This is a genomic window from Enterococcus sp. LJL98, assembly GCF_054871745.1.
Genome location: NZ_JBTXLU010000001.1, coordinates 333,976 through 354,358 on the forward strand (window position 1 = coordinate 333,976; position 20,383 = coordinate 354,358).

General features: G+C 38.3%; 24 protein-coding genes. 5 read left to right on the forward strand and 19 right to left on the reverse strand.

What is annotated here, in order from left to right; genetic code table 11:
* Positions 1 to 81 precede the first annotated feature (81 nt).
* From ACYSNO_RS01555 to ACYSNO_RS01580, 6 genes are all read right to left on the reverse strand, one after another.
* On the reverse strand, positions 82 to 696 hold the full coding sequence (locus tag ACYSNO_RS01555; RefSeq protein WP_461729305.1) for an HAD-IA family hydrolase: 615 nt from the start codon (positions 694 to 696) through the stop codon (positions 82 to 84).
* Positions 697 to 711: 15 nt separating this feature from the next.
* Positions 712 to 2,064, reverse strand: a complete 1,353-nt coding sequence (locus ACYSNO_RS01560; RefSeq protein ID WP_461729306.1) for a DUF711 family protein — start codon at positions 2,062 to 2,064, stop codon at positions 712 to 714.
* Between the two features lie 14 nt (positions 2,065 to 2,078).
* Positions 2,079 to 2,345, reverse strand: a complete 267-nt coding sequence (locus tag ACYSNO_RS01565) for an ACT domain-containing protein (protein WP_461729307.1) — start codon at positions 2,343 to 2,345, stop codon at positions 2,079 to 2,081.
* A gap of 139 nt (positions 2,346 to 2,484) precedes the next feature.
* The gene (locus ACYSNO_RS01570) at positions 2,485 to 3,006 is read right to left on the reverse strand and encodes an NUDIX hydrolase (RefSeq protein ID WP_461729308.1); all 522 of its coding nucleotides are present in this window, start codon (positions 3,004 to 3,006) and stop codon (positions 2,485 to 2,487) included.
* A 73-nt stretch (positions 3,007 to 3,079) separates the two neighbouring features.
* A complete protein-coding gene (locus ACYSNO_RS01575; protein WP_461729309.1) occupies positions 3,080 to 3,802 on the reverse strand; it encodes an amino acid ABC transporter ATP-binding protein in 723 nt (240 codons plus the stop codon).
* Positions 3,795 to 5,219: an ABC transporter substrate-binding protein/permease gene (locus tag ACYSNO_RS01580; RefSeq protein ID WP_461729701.1), complete on the reverse strand. Its 1,425-nt coding sequence runs from the start codon at positions 5,217 to 5,219 to the stop codon at positions 3,795 to 3,797. The genes ACYSNO_RS01575 and ACYSNO_RS01580 overlap by 8 nt, the downstream gene beginning before the upstream one ends.
* 253 nt (positions 5,220 to 5,472) lie before the next feature.
* On the opposite strand from ACYSNO_RS01580, the gene ACYSNO_RS01585 reads away from it, so the two are divergent.
* Positions 5,473 to 7,212, forward strand: a complete 1,740-nt coding sequence (locus tag ACYSNO_RS01585) for an EAL domain-containing protein (protein WP_461729310.1) — start codon at positions 5,473 to 5,475, stop codon at positions 7,210 to 7,212.
* A 49-nt stretch (positions 7,213 to 7,261) separates the two neighbouring features.
* Here the strand turns inward: ACYSNO_RS01585 and ACYSNO_RS01590 are convergent, their stop codons facing one another.
* The 5 genes from ACYSNO_RS01590 to ACYSNO_RS01610 form a co-directional block, all read right to left on the reverse strand.
* Positions 7,262 to 7,810, reverse strand: coding sequence for a DUF4256 domain-containing protein (locus ACYSNO_RS01590; RefSeq protein WP_461729311.1), 549 nt, complete (start codon positions 7,808 to 7,810; stop codon positions 7,262 to 7,264).
* Between the two features lie 30 nt (positions 7,811 to 7,840).
* The gene (locus ACYSNO_RS01595; RefSeq protein WP_461729312.1) at positions 7,841 to 8,389 is read right to left on the reverse strand and encodes a DNA-3-methyladenine glycosylase I; all 549 of its coding nucleotides are present in this window, start codon (positions 8,387 to 8,389) and stop codon (positions 7,841 to 7,843) included.
* Positions 8,386 to 8,898 carry a GNAT family N-acetyltransferase gene (locus ACYSNO_RS01600; protein WP_461729313.1) on the reverse strand — a complete coding sequence of 171 codons (513 nt, stop codon included), beginning with the start codon at positions 8,896 to 8,898 and terminating at the stop codon, positions 8,386 to 8,388. Before ACYSNO_RS01600 ends, ACYSNO_RS01595 begins: the two co-directional genes overlap by 4 nt.
* Positions 8,899 to 9,161: 263 nt before the next feature.
* Positions 9,162 to 9,512, reverse strand: a complete 351-nt coding sequence (locus tag ACYSNO_RS01605; RefSeq protein WP_461729314.1) for a DUF2200 domain-containing protein — start codon at positions 9,510 to 9,512, stop codon at positions 9,162 to 9,164.
* Positions 9,502 to 10,413, reverse strand: coding sequence for an aminoglycoside 6-adenylyltransferase (locus tag ACYSNO_RS01610; RefSeq protein WP_461729315.1), 912 nt, complete (start codon positions 10,411 to 10,413; stop codon positions 9,502 to 9,504). Before ACYSNO_RS01610 ends, ACYSNO_RS01605 begins: the two co-directional genes overlap by 11 nt.
* 227 nt (positions 10,414 to 10,640) lie before the next feature.
* Here ACYSNO_RS01610 and ACYSNO_RS01615 point away from each other — a divergent pair, with 227 nt between their 5' ends.
* The 4 genes from ACYSNO_RS01615 (at position 10,641) to ACYSNO_RS01630 (ending at position 12,178) form a co-directional block, all read left to right on the forward strand.
* On the forward strand, positions 10,641 to 11,186 hold the full coding sequence (locus ACYSNO_RS01615) for a hypothetical protein (RefSeq protein WP_461729316.1): 546 nt from the start codon (positions 10,641 to 10,643) through the stop codon (positions 11,184 to 11,186).
* A gap of 123 nt (positions 11,187 to 11,309) precedes the next feature.
* Complete coding sequence (locus ACYSNO_RS01620; RefSeq protein ID WP_461729317.1) at positions 11,310 to 11,528, forward strand: helix-turn-helix transcriptional regulator; 219 nt, start codon at positions 11,310 to 11,312, stop codon at positions 11,526 to 11,528.
* Positions 11,525 to 11,887 (forward strand): hypothetical protein, encoded by a 363-nt coding sequence (locus tag ACYSNO_RS01625; protein WP_461729318.1) that lies wholly within the window; start codon positions 11,525 to 11,527, stop codon positions 11,885 to 11,887. The genes ACYSNO_RS01620 and ACYSNO_RS01625 overlap by 4 nt, the downstream gene beginning before the upstream one ends.
* Positions 11,888 to 11,899: 12 nt before the next feature.
* Positions 11,900 to 12,178 (forward strand): DUF3784 domain-containing protein, encoded by a 279-nt coding sequence (locus ACYSNO_RS01630; RefSeq protein ID WP_461729319.1) that lies wholly within the window; start codon positions 11,900 to 11,902, stop codon positions 12,176 to 12,178.
* Positions 12,179 to 12,356: 178 nt separating this feature from the next.
* Here the strand turns inward: ACYSNO_RS01630 and ACYSNO_RS01635 are convergent, their stop codons facing one another.
* The 8 genes from ACYSNO_RS01635 to ACYSNO_RS01670 form a co-directional block, all read right to left on the reverse strand.
* On the reverse strand, positions 12,357 to 12,689 hold the full coding sequence (locus tag ACYSNO_RS01635) for an inorganic diphosphatase (RefSeq protein WP_461729320.1): 333 nt from the start codon (positions 12,687 to 12,689) through the stop codon (positions 12,357 to 12,359).
* 31 nt (positions 12,690 to 12,720) lie between these two features.
* Positions 12,721 to 13,581, reverse strand: coding sequence for a phosphotransferase (locus tag ACYSNO_RS01640; RefSeq protein ID WP_461729321.1), 861 nt, complete (start codon positions 13,579 to 13,581; stop codon positions 12,721 to 12,723).
* Positions 13,582 to 13,700: 119 nt separating this feature from the next.
* Positions 13,701 to 14,591 carry an ATP-binding cassette domain-containing protein gene (locus ACYSNO_RS01645; RefSeq protein ID WP_461729322.1) on the reverse strand — a complete coding sequence of 297 codons (891 nt, stop codon included), beginning with the start codon at positions 14,589 to 14,591 and terminating at the stop codon, positions 13,701 to 13,703.
* Positions 14,588 to 15,466 carry an ABC transporter ATP-binding protein gene (locus tag ACYSNO_RS01650; protein WP_461729323.1) on the reverse strand — a complete coding sequence of 293 codons (879 nt, stop codon included), beginning with the start codon at positions 15,464 to 15,466 and terminating at the stop codon, positions 14,588 to 14,590. The genes ACYSNO_RS01645 and ACYSNO_RS01650 overlap by 4 nt, the downstream gene beginning before the upstream one ends.
* Before the next feature lie 3 nt (positions 15,467 to 15,469).
* On the reverse strand, positions 15,470 to 16,300 hold the full coding sequence (locus ACYSNO_RS01655) for an ABC transporter permease (protein ID WP_461729324.1): 831 nt from the start codon (positions 16,298 to 16,300) through the stop codon (positions 15,470 to 15,472).
* Positions 16,300 to 17,259: an ABC transporter permease gene (locus tag ACYSNO_RS01660; RefSeq protein ID WP_461729325.1), complete on the reverse strand. Its 960-nt coding sequence runs from the start codon at positions 17,257 to 17,259 to the stop codon at positions 16,300 to 16,302. The genes ACYSNO_RS01655 and ACYSNO_RS01660 overlap by 1 nt, the downstream gene beginning before the upstream one ends.
* A gap of 91 nt (positions 17,260 to 17,350) precedes the next feature.
* Positions 17,351 to 18,928 carry an ABC transporter substrate-binding protein gene (locus tag ACYSNO_RS01665; protein ID WP_461729326.1) on the reverse strand — a complete coding sequence of 526 codons (1,578 nt, stop codon included), beginning with the start codon at positions 18,926 to 18,928 and terminating at the stop codon, positions 17,351 to 17,353.
* A gap of 796 nt (positions 18,929 to 19,724) precedes the next feature.
* Entirely contained in the window at positions 19,725 to 20,117 is a 393-nt protein-coding gene (locus ACYSNO_RS01670; protein ID WP_461729327.1) for a VOC family protein, read from the reverse strand.
* Between the last annotated feature and the right edge of the window lie 266 nt (positions 20,118 to 20,383).

Sequence of the window (20,383 nt, forward strand, 5' to 3'; positions counted from 1 at the left end):
GCAATTAAAATACGAAAAAGAAAAAGTTTTTTTTTCTCAATACAAAAAAACAAGTTCGAAAAAAGAACTTGTTTTTATTGCTTATTCTATTTTTAAGATATCAGCCATACAGCTTGCTCGCAAATCCGCTTGGATATCATACACTAAGTTCTCCACATCAAAAAAGAGAGTAGCAACTCCTGCTCGACGTCCTGCCTCTATATCCAATCGCCGGTCTCCAATCATTAGCGTTTCTTTTGGATTGAGTTGATACTTTTTAAGCAGGTAAGTGATTGCAGTTGGGTCTGGTTTCCGTGGAAAACCGGATTCGGACCCGATAATTTCAACAACTAACGTTTCCATCCTTTCTTCCTTTAAAAGCGCTTGTGTAGACGAGGCGGTCCGATGAGTGAAAATAAAATTTTTTCCTTGCTTTTCGGTGATTTTATTTAAAACTTCGAAAGTACCATCAAAAGGATGCACGCTTCTTTTATCTCTACGTTCAATTTCTTTAAACTTTTCTGTAAAATCAACAAAATTAAGGCCATAGGTTTGAGCCACGGCAGCAGAAGACTCACTTTTTAGTAAATGATAAATCGAGGCAGGTTCTGCTTGGATGCCAAAATCTTGTAATAAAGATTGAAGGATGCTGTCTAGTAGTACGGGATAAGTGTCAAACAACGTCCCATCAAAATCCCAAATGTAGTTTTTAAACATGATCTGCCCCCAGCCTTAGTTTTTAAATGAATGGATTGGGGCAGGGATGCGTCCACCGCGTTGAATAAAATCAAAAGATTTGGCTGCATTGACTTTCATAACTGGCGCCGTTCCTAATAAACCACCAAATTCAATCATATCTCCAACTTTGCTCTCTTTCGCTGGGATAATCCGGACCGCGGTCGTTTTATGATTAATGACACCGATTGCGGCTTCATCAGCAATCATTGCGGCAATCGTTTCGGCACTTGTCTCTCCTGGGATGGCAATCATATCCAATCCGACTGAACAGATGGCCGTCATCGCCTCTAATTTTTCTAGATTCAAATAGCCATTTTGGACTGCTTGAATCATGCCTGCATCTTCTGAAACGGGAATAAAAGCACCGGATAAGCCTCCGACATGATTACAAGCCATGACGCCACCTTTTTTGACAGCATCATTTAGTAAAGCTAAAGCAGCGGTTGTTCCATGAGTTCCAACGGATTCTAAGCCCATTTCTTCTAGAATAAAGGCTACGCTGTCCCCGACTGCCGGCGTTGGCGCTAGAGACAAATCAACGATACCAAAAGGTACTCCTAAGCGTTCAGAAGCGACTCTTCCTACTAGTTGCCCCATACGGGTAATTTTAAATGCGGTCGTTTTGACTGTTTCAGCCACGACATCAAAGCTTTCTCCTCGCACTTTTTCTAAAGCTCGCTTCACAACTCCCGGACCACTCACTCCGACATTAATGACACAGTCTCCTTCACCTACTCCGTGAAAAGCACCTGCCATAAACGGATTGTCTTCAACGGCGTTCGCAAAAACAACCAATTTTGCACAACCCATCTCTGAAGCTTCGGCTGTTGCTTTGACTGTTTCTCCCATGAGTTTCACTGCATCCATGTTAATTCCCGCTTTTGTGGAGCCAATATTAACAGAAGAACAAACAAACTGTGTCCGTGCTAAAGCTTCTGGAATCGATTCAATTAATGTACGGTCGGCTCCTTGATACCCTTTTTCAACCAAGGCACTATACCCACCAATAAAATTAACTCCGACTGCTTCTGCTGCACGATCTAAGGTTTCGCCTAAGCGAATACAATCTTCCTTCGTCACATCCGTAAGCGCAGATGCGACGATTGCAATGGGAGTGACAGAAATTCGCTTATTTATAATTGGAATGCCATATTCCACCTCAATACTTTCTCCAACCGCCACTAAGTCCTTTGCTTTGGTTGTAATTTTTCGGTAGACTTTTTCACAAGCCACTTCAAGATTACTATCCATACAATCAAGCAAAGAGATTCCCATCGTAATTGTTCGGATATCTAAGTGTTCTTCTTCAACCATACGAATGGTTTCAAGTATATGATTCACTTCCATTTTTCAGCCTCCAATTATAATTTATGCATCGTATCAAAGATTTCTTCATTCTGAATGCTCACTTTCACACCTAACTCTTCACCTGCTTTGTTTAAAGCGGCTCTTGTTTTTTCAAAGTCAAGTTGCGGATTCAGTTCCAAAACCATCATCATTGTAAAGTATTCTTGCATGATGGTTTGTGTCACGTCTACAATATTAATATTTAATTCAGCAAGCGTTTGACTCACACCTGCAATAATTCCTACCTTATCTTTCCCAATAACTGTTAAAATCCCTCTCATAAAACCACTCCTTTGTTTTTGTTTAGTATAGCATACTCTTTTATGAAAATTCGCCAAATTCTCATTTTACTCAAATAATTCATGACGATTTCTTTCATAAAATTCACCAAATAGAAAGAAATCGATTTCTTGGTTATTCTTAAGGAGAGACCGGAGCATGTTCGTTCTTTTCTTCAAAAAGGCGGAAAATTGTTTCTGCAAAAAGATAAGGAATAAAGGAGCCGGATTGTAACAGATTTAAATATTCTTCCTCATTGACCCAACGTGCTTCTTGAACTTCTTCCTCTTGCAAAATTAGAGACTCCAATTTGACCGATTTTTTAATCAAATAATAGTGATCCCATCCTTCCGGAAACCCATAGGTAAAACGAATCGGTTCTTGATCGAGTTTCACCTGAATGCCTAATTCTTCAAATAGTTCCCATTCAGCGCCTTGATAGATTTCCTCTCCTGCCAATACTTGTCCTGAGGCAGCATAATCCCAATAACTAGGAAAGCCAACCTTATTTGCTGCACGTTTTTGTATTAACAATTCCCCTTGGTCATTAAAAATGACAACGGACACGACCATCCGATAGTCTCCAGGTTTTAAAGGTATCCCTCGTGTACCGATTCTTTGTGTCTTTTGTTGTTGCCCATTATAAATTTGAAATTGTTCCATGCCATACTCCTCTTTTTCTTATTCTGACAAAAACTCCCTCTCAAACAATCCTGTTTAAAGAGGGAGGAACGAATTATAACACTTTGTTTAAGAAACTTTGGGTTCTTGGATTTTTCGGTGTATCAAAAATTTCTTCTGGTGTGCCTTCTTCTTGAATGATTCCTTCATCCATAAAAATGACACGCGTCGCTACTTCACGAGCAAAGCCCATTTCATGGGTTACGACAACCATTGTCATCCCTTTATCCGCGAGATTTTTCATTACTGCTAAAACTTCACCAACCATTTCAGGGTCTAAAGCAGAGGTCGGTTCATCAAAAAGAAGGACTTCAGGATCCATCGCTAAAGCTCTAGCGATGGCCACCCGTTGTTGTTGGCCACCAGACAAATTTGATGGATAACTCTCACTTTTCTCTTTTAAGCCAACTTGTTCTAATAGTTTTAATGCTTTTTCTTCCGCAACGGTTGCCGCTTCTTTTTTTACTTGGATGGGACTAATCGTTAAATTCTCTAACACACTCTTATGGGGAAATAAATTAAAACTTTGAAAGACCATTCCCATTTTTTGGCGTAATTGGTCAATGTTACTCTCCTTAGCCAAAATATTTTGACCTTCGAAAGTAATTTCTCCAGAAGTTGGGGTCTCTAATAAATTTAAACAGCGTAAAAAAGTACTTTTCCCACTACCAGAAGGACCAATAATCACAACAACTTCTCCTTGTTCAACGGTTAAATCAATTCCTTTTAAGACAGGATTCTTATCATAGCTTTTATGTAAATCGCTCACTTTAATCATTTGCATTCATCCTCCTTTCAGCAACACCTAATAGACGAGAGAGGCTAAATGTTAAAACAAAGTAAATCAGTGAAACAACAACATAAGGTAAGAAAGGTTTAAAACTCGCACCTTGGACATTCCCAGCTTGGAAGATTAATTCAGAGACACCAATGATAGAAACGACAGAGGATTCTTTGATAACCGTCACGAACTCGTTTCCTAGAGCCGGCAAAATATTTTTGATGGCTTGCGGTAAGATAATGAAACGCATCGCTTGAAACTGATTCATCCCTAACGAACGTGCCGCCTCCAACTGACCACGATTTACTCCGTTAATTCCCGCACGAATAATTTCTGCCACATAAGCCCCACTATTAATCGATAGGGCAATACATCCTGCAGCGACTCTAGAAACATCAAATCCTAAAATACCTGTTCCAAAATAAACAATAAAGATTTGCACGAGCAAGGGAGTCCCTCGCACGTATTCGATATAAATAGTCGCTAAAAGTCGAATGATTTTACTTTTCCCTAATTTCATAAAGGCAAGTAAACCGCCGACCAAAGTTCCAAAAAACACCCCAATGAAAGCCAGTAAGATTGTGTATCCTGCTCCGGAGAGATAGTATGGATAGTACTTTTTTAAGAAACTTTCATCATTTGGTAATAACCATTCATTCGCTTCTTTTTGATACCCTTCAAGTAACTCGTTATTAACAATTTCAGCGATTGATGCATTTACTTTTTCCTCTAAAAGGGGTGCATCTTTTGAAAACGCAACTGCAACTTCTTTATTGGCGTCTTCAAATTCAACTTCTGAATAGACAATATCTGGATGGCGATCGACATAAGCTTGTGCCACTGGACCTTCAATGATTGCACCATCTACTTTGCCATTTTTTAAATTTAAAACAACATCTGGAATTTTTTGTAATGACACAATTTGACTGTTGCCTAATTCACTTAGTGCCAATTCTTCTTGCGTGGATTGCTTTTGTACGGCAATTGCTCGTTCATCAAAATCCTTCAAAGAAGTTAGCGATGCTTGGTCATCTGTTCGAACTAACATTTTTTGCTCAATTGTCATGTAAGATTTCGAAAATTGAACTTCTTTCAATCGATCAGGAGTTGGCGACATACCTGAAATAATCATATCAATTTTCCCTGTCTTCATCGCTCCCAGTAATGCATCAAAACCCATCGGTTCGATTTTGAGTTCAACACCAAGATCTTCTGCGATCTTTTTCGCAACAGAGATGTCAAAGCCGACAATTTCTTGTTTCCCATCAATTTCTGTATAAAATTCGTAAGGCGCATAATCCGGGGACAATCCGACAATCAGCGTCCCTCTTTCCATCATTGCATCATAATATGGATCCTCGCTTGCAGCATCAACTTGTGTAAAAGAGAACAAGCCTCCGATTAATAAAACCATACTAAAGAAGACAATTAGGCTTCTTTTTGTTTTCACGTGATATTCATTCCTTTCAATCTATATGTATAAAAATTCATCAAAACCGAGTATTATCATAACACAAAATCCAGCAATCCAAAAGGGTCATTCTAAGAATTTAGGAATAAATCAAAGCAAGCCTTTTTTTTATTCTTTCAAGTGCGTTCATTTTCAGAACATGGTACAATCAATCTGTTCAAAAGAATAAAATGTCTATTTCATGGAGGTTTATTTGATGGTTTCAAAAAAGATTAGACCCGTTCCCCCTTCCTTTATTCAATTTTTAGAGGATTCTAATAATTATGCACAAACAATTGAAAACCTGAAACACTTAGCGCTCCCGCCTGAAGTTCTTGCTCAATACATCAACTTTATGCAAACGGCTCCAATTTCAATTGTCTTTATTGATTCCTTCCAAAAAATTCTTTTTACGAATAAAACTTTGGAATACAAACTACAAAAAAGTCAAAAAGAATTAGTTGGCAAGCCGCTGTCTGAAGTTTTAACGATTCACTTAACAGAAGAAGACCAACAAGAAATTTTACTTGAAGTAACTGAAAATGATCATTGGAGTGGCACTTTTTCCTACATTAACGAAGACAATCAATATAAAAAAGTTTGGTTAAAAGTTTCTCGTTTTCATCATCCAACAACGTCGCCTACTATTGGTATTTTATTTTTCGATAATGAAAATATCAATTTTCGAGATTTTCATGAACACTCCCTCAATTATTATGACGCGAAGACCTTTTTACCGAATTTCAATCAATTGTCTTTTGATTTGAATCGACTCATTCAAAAAAGGGATCGAACAAACAAGGGACTGGCTTTGATTCGTTGCCAAAATTTATCGGAAATCACCGCTTATTATTCGAGAAACGTGATGGACGAAGTGACTTTAACAATGATTCGACGCATCAAAAAAATCTTACCGAAAGGCTTCTTTTTGTATCGTTTATCTCGAGATGTTTTTGCTTTATTTAGTTCTGGGCTAACAGATGAGCACACTTTTAGCACGCTTATTGATACCATCTACCACGCCTTGCTTGAGCCACTCGAATTTGAAGGCAACCAGATCTTTCTAACGAATGAAATCGGCGTCGCCTTGTACCCTTCACAAGTCAAGGAAGTCAAAGACCTACTTTTAAGCGCTGAAATTTGTTTAAACCAAAGAGATACAACAAAAGTGATCTATTATTCAGAGGAAATTAATCGAGATTATACCTTTACCCTACAAACCATTGAAAAGTTACAAGTTGCATTAGAAAAAGATCAAATCACAATTCTCTACAAACCCATTGTGAATTATTTAGGAGAAATAAAAGCAGCAGAAGCTTTGATTCACTGGGAAGATCCCGAATTAGGTACCATTTCTTCCGTCGACTTGCTAAAAGGAGTCAAAGAATATGGCCATGTCAATAAATTAACTGCTTGGATTTTACATAAAGTCGCACAAGATCAACTTTTCCATCAACTTTCCATCACAATTAAACTGAATGCTGCACAAATTACAGATGCAGCCTTATTATGTGAGATAAAAAAACATTTAGAAAACCAAACCCTGGACGCAGCAAAAATTGTTTTTGAAATTACCGAACACGAAGATTTGAATCGCTGTCCTTTTGCCATGAACACCCTTCGACAATTAAAAAATGATGGCTTTCGTCTAGGGATTGATGATTTTGGCGTAGGCTATTCCGACTTAGCCTTACTCACAGCAATCGATTTTGACGTCATTAAGGTAGATGCTTCCTTTATTACCGGCGTCACACAAGAACCTAAAAAAGAAATCATTTTAAAACATATTTTACTTTTAGCCAAAGAACTGCATTTAATTACTTGTTTTAAAGGGATTACTACTAAAGCTGAACGCGATTGTGCGGCAGCAATAGGATCCGACTGTTTACAAGGGCCCTACTTTTCTGATCCTTTAACCCCTGATCAGCTCCTTCATAAATATTTTTCAGTTAAATAAAAATAGCCACTAAAATCAAAGGAGCATGTGATTTTAGTGGCTGTTTTATTTATTTTGATAAAGTGAGCACGACTTTTCCTCGAAAACCTCGACTGGCATAATAAGAATCTGCACCATTGTGATAAACGAACACTCGGCCATAACGTTTGTCGCCAAAAAGCGCCCCACCTCGTTCTCTTACAGCAGCTGGGGTTAGCAACCAACTGGAGGTTTTTTGATCAAAATCACCCAATGTTTGTAAGTAAGCATAATCGGCTTCATCTAATAAATTGATGCCCATTTCTTTTGTTTTTTGCTCTACACTGCTGACAGGAGGATGTTTCTTACGAGCTTTTAAAGCAGCCTCATCATAACAGAGACTTCGGCGGCCTTTTGGTGTCTCCAAGGAACAATCAAAGAAAGAAATCGTTCCTTCTTCTTGGGAAATCTGAACAATCGTAGGTTCTCCGCCTGTTTCTTCCATTTCAGTTAGAGCTGCCAAAACTATAGGTTGTTTTAAGAGCGCTGCTTCAATTTCCGACCAAGCAATGGTCGTAGGAAAAAACAGGCCTCTTTCATAACGTTCGGCTAGCACAGATAATAGTATTTCCTTACTCATTGAATTTCCTCTTTTCTTTCCTTATTTCAATCATTTAAACGAACAACAAGTAAGATGATCATTTATCATACCTATTGCTTGCATAAATGAGTAGATACTGGTACTTCCAATAAATTTAAAACCTTCTTTTTTCATTTGTTTTGCAATCTCTTCTGATAAAAGAGATTGACTTGGAACCTCTTCTAAGGACTTCCAATGATTCACAAGGACTTTTCGTTCCGTAAATTGCCAAAAATAAGCATCAAAACTTCCATATTTTTTTTGAATGTTCAAAAAGACTTGTGCATTGTGGATTGCCGCCCGAATTTTTAAAGGATGGCGAATAATCCCCGAATTGACCAACAATGCTTGGTATTTTTCTTCCCCATAGTTTGCCACTTTTTCAATCTCAAATTGATCAAAGGCTTCACGGAAATGCTCTCTTTTATTTAAAATGGTCGTCCAACTCAAACCAGCTTGCATGCTTTCCAACACAAGCATTTCAAATAGTTTTTGCTCATCATGAGTTTCCTTTCCCCATTCGAAATCATGATAATCCTGCATTAATGAATTGGCATTTCCCCAATCACAACGCTTCATTTCATACCAAACTCTTTGGCGTAAATCATTGGACCTTCTAATTCAAGTGATTTGCCATCTAAAGATCGGCCCATAAAATTCATGCTGGGAATTCCTTCAGGCACATGTACGCCAAACTCAATTGCTGGGGAATAACCAAATCGTGGATAATAAACTTCACTACCTAAGACAATACTGAAAGAGTAGCCTAGTGTTTTCCCAATTCGATGGCCGGCTTCGATTAATTGACCACCAATTCCTTTCCTTTGGTATTCAGGTAAAATCGCCAGTGGGGCAAGGGCTAGTACCTCTTGTGTCCCGACTTTCCCCTTAGTAAATAAGATATGCCCGACAACCTTCCCTTCTTCTTCCGCAACTAAAGATAATTCTGGAATAAAAGACTCCCCTTGGCGCAGTTTCACAACGATGTCCTGTTCATTTCCATCCGCCAAATCTGCCACTTCAAAAGCTTTCTTAACCACTTCGTAAACTTCTTCATAATCTTTTGGTGTTTCTTGTCTTATTTTCACTAGACACGCTCCTTACTCTTTTTTTCATTATACGGTGAACAATTAAAAAGTACAAAAAGAACAGTCTCAAGTCGACCATTCCTTCTCAAAATTCGTCAAATCATCTTACTTTTACAAAAAAAGGAAGTATTCAAAGGAAAGACCCTAGTCGATAGTTTGCTTATTTTTTCTTCGAGAACTGCACCTAGAAGCTCTTTAAGAACAACAAATTAAAGCATTATTTTATGAGGAAAAAACATTTGAGATTTCTCCTAATCTCCCTTTTATTGACGTAAAATTTTCTCCATTTTCTTCCCCTTTGCCAGCTCGTCAATTAGTTTATCTAAATAACGGACTTCTTTCATAATGGGATCTTCAATCTCCTCAACGCGAACGCCACAAATCATTCCGGTAATTTGCACGCGTTGAGGGTTCATTTTAGGCGCTTCATTAAAAAATGTTTCAAATCCAGTTTGTTTTTCAAAATGTATTTCTAATTCTTCTTGACTATAACCCGTCAACCATTGAAATATCGTATCCACTTCTTCTTTTGTCCGCCCTTTTTTCTCGACTTTCGTGAGATATAAGGGATAAACCTTTCCGACACTCATCTCATATACACGTTTATTTTTCATTTATTTCGCCTTCTTTCATGATATTAAAGGAATCTTGTTTTTCTTCAAATGCTTTCAACCCTCTTAAATAATCAAACATATTCTTTTCTTCCTCTAGATTATAGTCAAATCCTAACCCTTGACTGACCAATTGGGCTTGCTGGCGAAACAAATTCATCACGGTAAAGACAGCCGGCCAAATAGCTGTTATCTCTGCAGTGGCATAGGTTTGGAGGTAACTTTGATAAGATTCTTTCGACAAATAATTTTCAAATTCTTTGCCCCACATCCCAGTAGTCACTTGGAAATTATGAGACAAGGCGATGGACCATTCCAGCATTCTATCCAGTTCCCCATGGATCACCTCATGATACATGCGCATCGCATAGGGAATTTGCTGTCTGACCAGTCCTTTCCCTACATTATTAAGACACCACCAAAATTCGTTGCAACAACCTCGAAATTCGGCTTGCGTTGGTTTTTTTATCCAATGGGTTTCGTCAGTTGGCGGAGGGAGATCTGGTAAAAGATGTACTTTATCTAGTAGCTTAACCGTTAAGGTATCTGAATGGTATCTTTTTTCAGCGACCGTCTGAAGGTCCAAGGTAAGGTCGAGGCGATTCCCATCTTTGAATAAGAGTAGCCACGTATAGGATTCTTGACTTCGATGTCCATCTCCCCAACCAAAAGCAGGAGAATTCGGTTCTTGCATCACCGCGATATCACCAAATTCATTTAGCCAATTGGAATTTTCCAAGAAGGAACTCAATTCGGTTACAACAAAAACAATGTCAAAATCTTGAAAACAATCTTTTTTGACCTTTGGATTAGCCCTTGATCCATTTAAGTAGGCACAACAAATCCGATCATCTTTTTCAGCAATCGTTAAGATACATTCAAACATCTCTTCTTTTGTCCGCATAAGTGACTCCTTTTTTTTTCGATTATTTTTTTCTTTTCGTATTATCCAGTATTTTTTCGCTTTTTTTGCATCCATTCTCCCAAAAACGTTCATATTTTTAATATTTCCATTCCTTTTCCAAGCAGACTACCCTATAATTGACCTATTGCTCTTCCATTTTACTTGAATAGTCGTCTGATCAAGCGAAAAATGAATGCTTTAAATAATAAGTTTCAGGAGGTATAAAATTGTGTAGTAAATCAAAAAAAGATGTCTATATTGTTCTTTCTAGTACCGATACGGTTTTAGGTAAAATGATTCAAAAAAAATTAGGGGTATCCTACAATCATTGCTCCATTTCTTTAGATGAGAACCTTGAGAGAATTTATTCCTTCGGTCGTAAATCCTATTGGCATATGTTCTCTGCTGGTTTTGTCCATGAAAGCAAAAGTAGTGGTTTTTATAAAAAATATCAAAAAACAAGAATTGTTGTATTAAGGATTTCAGTTACAAAAAAACAATGGTATCGCATTAAAAGACGAATTGCCCTATTTTCAGAAGATCGCCACCGCTACAGCTATAGTTTGATTGGATTGATTTATTGTGATTTAGGGATGGATATTAAACGCAAAAACAAATATTTCTGTTCTCAATTCGTTACAGAAGTCCTCCATTCCTCTGGTGTCACTCTTTTTAAAAAGCCTGAAACATTAATTAAACCCCATGACTACCTGAAACTTCCTCAAATAAAAATTATCTATCGCGGGGAAATCGGTGCCTATACTGCTGCATGATTGATTTATAAACGACTCATTCTTGAGATGAGTCGTTTATTTTCTAAAAAAAGTGTAACATATATATGACAAAATGAATTTATATGTTACAATGAGTCGAAGATAGAAAAAGGAGGTTCCCTTTTGAAGACAGTTAAAGTGAAAAATCAAGTCAAATTACATCGAGTTTCACTTGGAAATCTGACCCAAAGTGAGTTGGCAAAACAAGTCGGTGTGACTCGACAGACAATGAACTTGATTGAAGCGGAAAAATACAATCCAACCATTCGCGTTTGTTTACTCATTGCTAAAGCACTGGACACTTCAATCGAAAAACTCTTTTGGATGGAGGAAGAAGAATGAAAAAAAAGCGAACTTATGTCCCGATGATTTTATTTTTGCTTATTTTATTGATGATGAAAGAAAGCGTCTTGACTAGTATCTTGCTAATTGGTTTTTCCTTACTCATCGTACTTGCTAAATATCAGCGACAAGAAATGAAAAAAGAGGAAAATGAATACGACGACCGAGTCAATCAAAATATTACGAAATGGTCATTACGTAGCCTTTATGTTTGCAACAGCTTATTGATACTCCTACTCTTTTTACAACAGCAAGAGATTATTCCAGTCTCCATCCCAATCGAAGGCTTAATTTTATTTCTAATATTTAGTTTATGTCTCCCTTTTTATCTCATCCCAGCAATTATCAAACATTTTTAGGAGGAAAAAAAGATGAATATGGACTTACTTATGATGGGAATCATTCTCGTGATTTTAGGCTATCTGGTCGGCGTAAAAAAATGCACCTGGCTACTTGCTGGTTACAATCAAGGACGCGTGCTTGATAAAGAGAAGCTCGCAAAATCTGTGGGCCTCACTTACGCATGCGCAGCCGCTTTATTCATTATTTCTGGCTTCATTGGTGTTCAAAAGAGTGAAATTATTGGTGGAATTGCCGTTGGATTGATCCTCTTACAATTAATTTATGTACAAATAAAAATGGTTGTCTAGCAAAAGAGGTGCGACAAAAGTCGTTTTGCTCTGAAAAACTGGAAGGAAATTGGAACAATCGACTTTTTCAATTGCTCGAATTTCGTGAAGTTTCCGAAAGAGCAGCCTTTTGTTGCCCATTTATCCACCTAACGTTCGTAAATACCCAGGGACTGTGACAGATGTCATAGTCCTTTTTTTAAAACGCCCATGTTTCAAGCGTAATCGTAAAGAATTGTTCTTGAAAAGATACGGCAGATAAGATTTCTTCCTTACTAAAAGTTTGGCCGATTGGAGCAACTACCCATTTTGTTTCAACATCTTCTTGACGGTGAATAACCCCTATCACTCTTCCTCTAAAAGAAGTCACGGCCTGATTGATACCAATCAGGTAAGCGTCCTGGTCTTCCCCATCTGGAGCCATGATTCCTTTGATAAAGCCATAATTTATCGGATAAACAAGTAGAGGGAAATCCGGATGGTGACTCCCCAATGCGCGGTCCACCGTAACAGTTACAATTTTTCCTAACATCATTGCCTCCTTTAAATAAATATTCGACGGATCAACGGTCTATCACTTTCCTCACTTCAAGATATTCTTTTTTCCACTTCTTCCAAGCGATTAAATAAGCAGGTAAATCAATTGGATGATGGTAGAAACAGCGGGGGAAGCGAAAGTATAACCCCATTAATACTTCTTCCACTAGATTCCTTCTTGACCATTGCTCGCCTGCTAAATTACTTGCGGCAGTAGCGATCACCTCGTAAGTTAAGTCTTTTGGAGTCGAACAAAAGGCACAAATTAAATCATATATTCTCGGTCCGATAAGGGGCTCTGGATCAATCACACCGACTAATTCCCCTTCTTTTTGCAAAAAATTATGTACACCACTATCTCCATGAAGCAAATAAGGCTTGCTCGAATTCTGCATTATCTTTTGTCCAATTTCTTTTATGAGTCGATCATCCTCTGGCGTCAATATCTGGCGATTCACTTCTTTGACAACTTCCATTTCTGTCAGTAAAAAATCTTGCCAATTTTTTTTCGGCTCATTCACCCATCCCCAAGGACCTTCTTCCACGACTTGATAATTGTTCAGTACTTTGATAACAAAATCTGTCAGAATCTTTTGTTTATCCAGCATTTTCTTTTCCACCTGACCAGGCATAAAGGAATACAAATACCCACTTCTTTCCAAGTCGCAATATAAAACACGAGGGAAAAGGGAAATTTTTGAATATTGCGTAAGGTAGTCAATTTCTTCTCTAATATTGTCGTTGCTTTTGAATACATAGCTTTCTTGCTGCGCATCTGTTAATAAAAAAACTTGACTTGAAGTACCTCCAGTCAGCGGTTGACAATCAATGATTTCAAAACCGAATGCTGCTTTTCCAAGATATTCTTCTATTTTATGAGGTCGCATCAAATCCTCCTTCCCTTTCAAAGACTTTAAAATAAAGACTCTTCTTTTCTTCTATCATACCACGAATAGACCAAAAACACTTGATGCCTCAGTCGTGAAACTTTGGCACCAAGTGTCTTTCACTGATCGATTCGGACAAAATGTTCAAACGCAATTTCTCGCCATTCTGCCTTTTCTGACAGGATTATTTTGTCTTGAATCACTTCTTCTTGCATTCTTTTACGAGCAGTTTTCGGATCTGCGACTAGAGCCGCTGCTAGTAATTTTTTCGTATACGGATGTTGGGGATTTTCAAAAAGAGTGTCTGTTGGTGCAAGCTCCACCAACTTCCCTTGATACATGACTGCGATTCGATCAGAAATATGACGGATGACTGATAAGTCATGAGAGATAAAGAGATAAGACAAGGCGTATTCTTTTTGCAAAGTCCGTAACAATTGAATAATTTGTGCTTGAATCGAAACGTCTAAAGCAGAAGTTGGTTCATCGCATAAGATAAAGGAAGGGCGATTGACAACTGCTCGGGCGATGCCAATTCGTTGACGTTGTCCGCCGCTAAAATGACGGGGGATTTTATGGATATCGTCACCAACAATCCCAACAACCGCTAAGATTTCCTCCGCTTTTTTTTGAGCACTTGCTTTGGCTTCTTTTTTTAATAGTGGTTCCATCACTAGTTCTAAAGCCGTTAATCGTGGGTTTAATGCCGAATAAGGGTCTTGAAAAATAATTTGCATTTGCTGATAGATGGATTGTCCTTCCTGTTTCGATAACTGGCTCAGATTCTGTCCTTCATAAAACACATGGCCTTCTGTTAGTTTTTCCAAATTTAGGATGCTCCTGCCAAGTGTTGTCTTTCCGCTACCAGATTCACCGACTAAACCTAAAGTTTCTCCTTTATGAATGATTAAGGTCACGTCATCCACTGCACGAACTTCTGTTACGGCTCCATGCCAGTTTTTCGATGTGAAAATTTTCGTTGCTTTTTCTATACGAATCAGTTCACTCATTGATTCCCCTCCTCTTCCACCCAAATGCTATGAGTATTGGAAATTTCCACTTTCTCCAATGAAGCAGGTAATGTTTCATGATAATCAAAGGTTGGTAAATGAGCCTCTTTCTCTCCTAAATGAGCCGCTTGCAACAATTGTTTGGTATAAGGGTGCTGGGGTTGATAGAAAATTTCTTCCGTTAGCCCCTCTTCTACAATTCTCCCTTGATACATGACCTTGATTTCATCACACATACCAGCGACCACCCCTAAATCGTGGGTAACTAAAATAACTGATAGGGCTTCTTGTTGTTGCAACTTTTGAATCAATGCTAAAATTTGTGCCTGGATTGTGACATCAAGAGCCGTCGTTGGTTCATCGGCAATTAACAATTTCGGTTGGGCCAACAAAGCCATGGCAATCATAACCCTTTGTCGCATCCCACCAGACAGCTCGTGGGGATACTGTTTCATTCGTTCTTTCGCTAAGGGAATCCCAACTTTTTCAAGTTCATTCACTGCTAACTTTCTCGCTTCTTTTTTCGAAAGCTTTTTTTCACGACGAATGACTTCAATCAAGTGATAGCCAATCGTTCGTAATGGGTTGAGAGAAGTCATTGGATCTTGAAAAATCATTGCAATTGGCAAGTCCATATTTGGAGTTACTTTTTGTCCATCAAAGAAAAAGGAGTCAAAGGTAGCCGAAATATTGTCCGGTAACAGGTTCATCATACTTTTCATCGTCATACTTTTGCCGCTGCCGGACTCACCGACGACACCAACTACTTTTCCTCTAGGTATTTTTAAAGTGATGTCTTTGATCAAGGTCTGCACTTCTTTTTTATGGTATAAAGTTGCTTCTAAGCCTTCAATCGCCAATAAATTGTGATCCATCGACTAGACCTCCCTTTGTAAAATTGCTTTGATCATATCGCCTAAATTATTAAATGAATAAATGGTGAAAACAACAAATAAGCCTGGTAAAATCGCCATATATGGCGCTCTTTGTAAACTACTCTGGGCATTTTGTAGCAAACTCCCCCAGGAAGCCATGGGTTGTTGAATCCCCATCCCTAAAAAACTGAGCGCAGACTCTGTCATAATTGCTCCTGAGATACTTGCTGAAGCCGCAACGATTAATGTTGGTAAAACAGAGGGCAAGACGTGTTTTACAATAATTTTAGCTGGAGAAACTCCAATAAACTGGGCGTAAACGACATATTCCCTTTCTTTGGCGGCTAAAGTTTCCCCGCGAATCAATCGGGCAATGCTCATCCATGAAAAACCACCAATGACAATAATAATGGTGGTCAAACCCGGTTTTAAAAAAACACTTAAGACAATCACAAGGACTAGCCACGGAATTGCGGATAAAACATCCAATAGTCGCATGAGAAGGTTATCAATCCAACCACCAAAATAGCCTGCAATTAAACCAACCACTGTTCCAATCGTTGTTGCTGTCAACATTGCAAGAACACCAACAAGTAGGGACACTCGACCACCATGAACCACGCGGATAAAGTAATCGCGACCGACTTCATCAGTACCAAACCAATGAGTCAAGCTGGGTGGTTGCGACATATTACTGACGTCTGTCGCATTTGGATCTAAAGGAAGCCAGGGAGCAATCAGTGACAATAAAATTAATAGCATTAGAAAAAAACAAGAAAATGTATAAATTGGTGAAGAAAAAATAACTTGTCGAATTTTAACAACTTTCCCCATTATTTTTTCCCCTCCTTACGAATTCGTGGATCGACAATCGAGTAAAGAACATCTGATAATAAATTCCCTAAAATAACTAACGTGGCCGACAAAAGCATCAGCGCCATAATGATTGGATAATCAAGACTTTTTGTCGCACTCATTAAATAAGGGCCGATTCCAGGCCAAGCAAAGATGGTTTCAGTAATGATAGCACCTGTTACAAGCATCGGTAACGCTAAGCCAATCTGTGTCACAACAGGGATTAATACGTTGCGACTAATGTGCCGACTAAAAATCTCCCATTTTGTTGCGTGAAAGGCTCTTTGAACCATGACATAGTCCTCCGAAACTTGCTGGGTGGCTGAAGCACGAATATACCGAGTCAATTCTGGGAAAAAAGCGACGGTTAAGGTCGTATAAGGTAAAATAAAGTGATTGAAATAATCGCCAATTTCTCCTTCTTTACCAACAGTATGCATCCCAATAATTGAGAACCAATTGAAGCGATAGCCAAAGAAATAAATTAAAATCATGGCAAACCAAAATGTAGGAACGGCAATTCCTAAAGAAGCAATCCAATCAATCAAACGGTCCAAGAATTTCCCTTTATTTGCAGCAGCAATTAAACCGAAACTAATCGCCAACAACAATGCCGTTAAATACGCAGGTAAAACTAAACGGATAGTATTTGGAATGCGAGTGACTAATTCTTGAGTAATACTTTTTTGTGATACTAGTGAATAGCCTAAATCTCCAGATAAAATATTTTTAACCCAGACAAAATACTGCACCAAAAAGGGCTCATTTAACCCATAGCGTTCCCGTAATAAATCAATTTGAGCTTGTGACATATTGGGTGTCGTTACCGAATCGATGACGTCATACGGTGCGAGTTGAATTAAAGAAAAAACAATAAAAGAAATAAGAAATAATAAAGGAATTGCTTGTAAGATGCGTTTTAAAATATATTGGAACACAATTGACTCTTCCCTTCTGTTTTTATTTTAAGCAGCATACATTCAAAAAATAAGCTGTGACAAACTGATGTCACAGCTTATTCAAAACAAATTACTGAATTTTTAATTTAGACATGTCTTCAAATGTATAAATCGGGATTAATCCAGCTGCTTCAACGTCCGTAATGCGCTTGTTCACTGCTAAAATTTTCTTATTATCGACGATTGGGTAAATACGGGCATCTTTCGCAATCTCCCTTTGTAATTCGTTGTATAATTCCTGACGTTTTTCGCTGTCAAGTTCCACCGCTGCTTTTTCAAATAGCTCATCAGTGATGGGATTGTTTGCTTGGAAGTAATTGGCGCTACCATCCGATTTAAATAGCGATCCATATAAGTCAGGATCGTTCCCCATAATATAGCCGCCTGTAAACAGGTTATACTTGGTCGAACCTTTTTTTCCGAGTTCCGTATAAATCGCAGTGCCATCGCCACCTTCTAAGGTTACTTGAATCCCTGCTTGTTGCAATTGTTGCTGAGCAAGTGTTGCTTGGATTGTCTGAGCCGGGTCTGTTGAAGCAAAAGCAATATTTAACTTCAAATCAGTGACTCCTGCTTCTTTTAGTAACGCTTTTGATTTTTCGATGTTTGTCTCATACTTTTCAACACCTTCTGTCGTTGCATATGGATTATTTGGTGGTAGGAAAGTATAAGGTTGTTCATAATAGGCTTTGTCTAAATAAGCAGCTTGATTTAATTCTTCCTTATTCAATGCAAAGAATACTGCTTGGCGAACTTTTTCGTCCTTTAGTTCTTCTGATTGCGTATTGACACCAATATAGCCTACTCGATTTTCAGAATAAGGATAAATTTGCAACTGTTCTGTATCTAGGTCTGCGATATCAGAAGGTAAAACAACCGCCGCGTCAACTTCTCCTTTTTGTAATGCCACTTTCGCTGTATCCGAACTTTCGATGATGCGCAAGGTCACATTTTTTATCCCTGCTTTACCACCGTAATAATGTTCATTTGCTTCAAAGGTTAAGTATTCCCCACGTTTATATTCTTTCAGCTTATAAGGGCCTGTTCCAACGGCTGCCACAGGTAATTCATTGACTGAAAAATCTTCGACCTCATGAAAGACATGTTCTGGAATAATAAACGTTTCTGTCACAATATTTTGGAGAGCGGCCGCACTCGCCGATGGTAAGACAAATTTCACTGTATAGTCATCGACTTTTTCGATTGCAATCGGTTGGTCCCCTACCCATAACTGATCCGCGTTTCCGTTTTCTTTTTTGACTTTTTGTTCATAGGTAAAGACCACATCATCTGCTGTAAAGTCTTCTCCATCCGACCATTTAACGTCTTCACGCAACTTCACTGTCAAAGAAAGACCGTCAGCTGCTGCCTCAACGGATTTTGCCAGAGCATTCTTTTCCGTCCCGTCCGTTTCAACAATAACTAATGGTGAGTAAATCATTTGATTAATCGTCAGTCCCCAACGGTCACTTGCGTTAATCGGATTTGTTGCAGAAGGGTCACCACTAATTGCGTAGGTAAAGGTCTCTTGCGCACCTGCACCGCTTGCCCCCTCACTCTTTGGTGTCTCTGCTTTTCCAGCACAAGCCGCTAATAACAATCCTGCAAGAACGAAACCACTGACTAACCATTTTTTCCTTTTAAACATTTTCCAAACGCCCCCATTTTCTTAAAATAAAATAACAGTTACTAAAAGTCATGCAAGAAAAGAACCACTTTCTCTTGCCTAGTGAAGCAAATACAACAACACTCCCCTAAATCATCTTGACACATTGATTTACCTCACCTCCTTTAAGTAAGCCAAATGTTTTTTAGAAAAACTAGCAAATAATCGGATATTACATCATACTTTCCGAATATAAGTATGAATTACTTTATCTCATGTCTTTCTTAGTGTCAATCAAAACCACTTCATATGAAAAAAATAGGCTGAAAAAAATTGAAGTCTTCCCATACTTACAATTTTAAAGGAAAAATGGAGGTATTTCGATCCGAACAATTATAAGAGATTGGTAATGCAGCTTTTTCAATCCATTGACCGCCCATTTTCTGATAAAATGCATGAAATCTTTGCACTTTTGCTAGGCTATCTAAAAGCAAGGTCGTTCTCTTTTTTTCCAAAAATTCTAAGAACATCTCCTAAAGCTTTTGGGAAACGCCAAACGCTCATCTTCGAAAAATTTTGTACGATTTTTTTTAACAGCCAATTTCTTCGGGCACTTTTTGTAAAGCAATTGTGCCTGGCACTTGTTCTTCTTGATTCAAAGCCACCAAAACCCTTCCTCTGTATCTAGATAATTGCAAGTAATTTGTATAAGACCTGGTTGCTCATTTAATGGGGGCCCTAAATGGAATTCCTTATTTTGAATTCCAAGAATCAATCGAATCAAAGCTGTTTGATGTTGTTCTTGATAGGAAATAATCATAGACATACACGCCATTTTTTAATCTGCGGTGATTTCAACTTTTATCCGATCTGGGTCTTCAAAGAAAACCAGATAGGTGCCTAAACCACCCGCGTGAGGATGTAGATTTTCATACAAGATTGGACATCCTTTGGCTTTTAATTTTTCCGTGATTTCATCGACAAATGCTCGACTCCCACCATGAAAAGCTAAATGGTTCAAGCCTCCTCGTCGACGGTGATAAGGGACATCTAAATATTTATCTTCTACTTGAACAAAGACAAGATAGGTTGCACCTAAACGATAACTCACCCCTTTATCCCATTTTTGGTATTCCTGATAACCTAGTTCAGCTAGTAGCCAACCCCAGAATTCTTTTGAGACAGCTAAATCCTTCACATTGATCTCAAGATGATGCAATTGTCCTTTCATTTTGGCCTCCTTCTATGATTACGATAATTTTTCTAACTCCTGCTGGAATGCGCGCTTTCTTTTATATTTTGCTGATAAAAAGACCGAACGTCCTTGCTTTCTCCTATACCGTTTGAAGCCTTCACTTCATCTAGTAAATGCACAATTGAACCTCTCACGACTAAAGCCACGAGTGTTCTCGGCTTAAGCATAAAAAGAGCCGGTCCTTACTTTTTCACACCAGCTAGTTAGCTTTTCTTTATCAAAGTCCGTTTTTGAAATTTGAA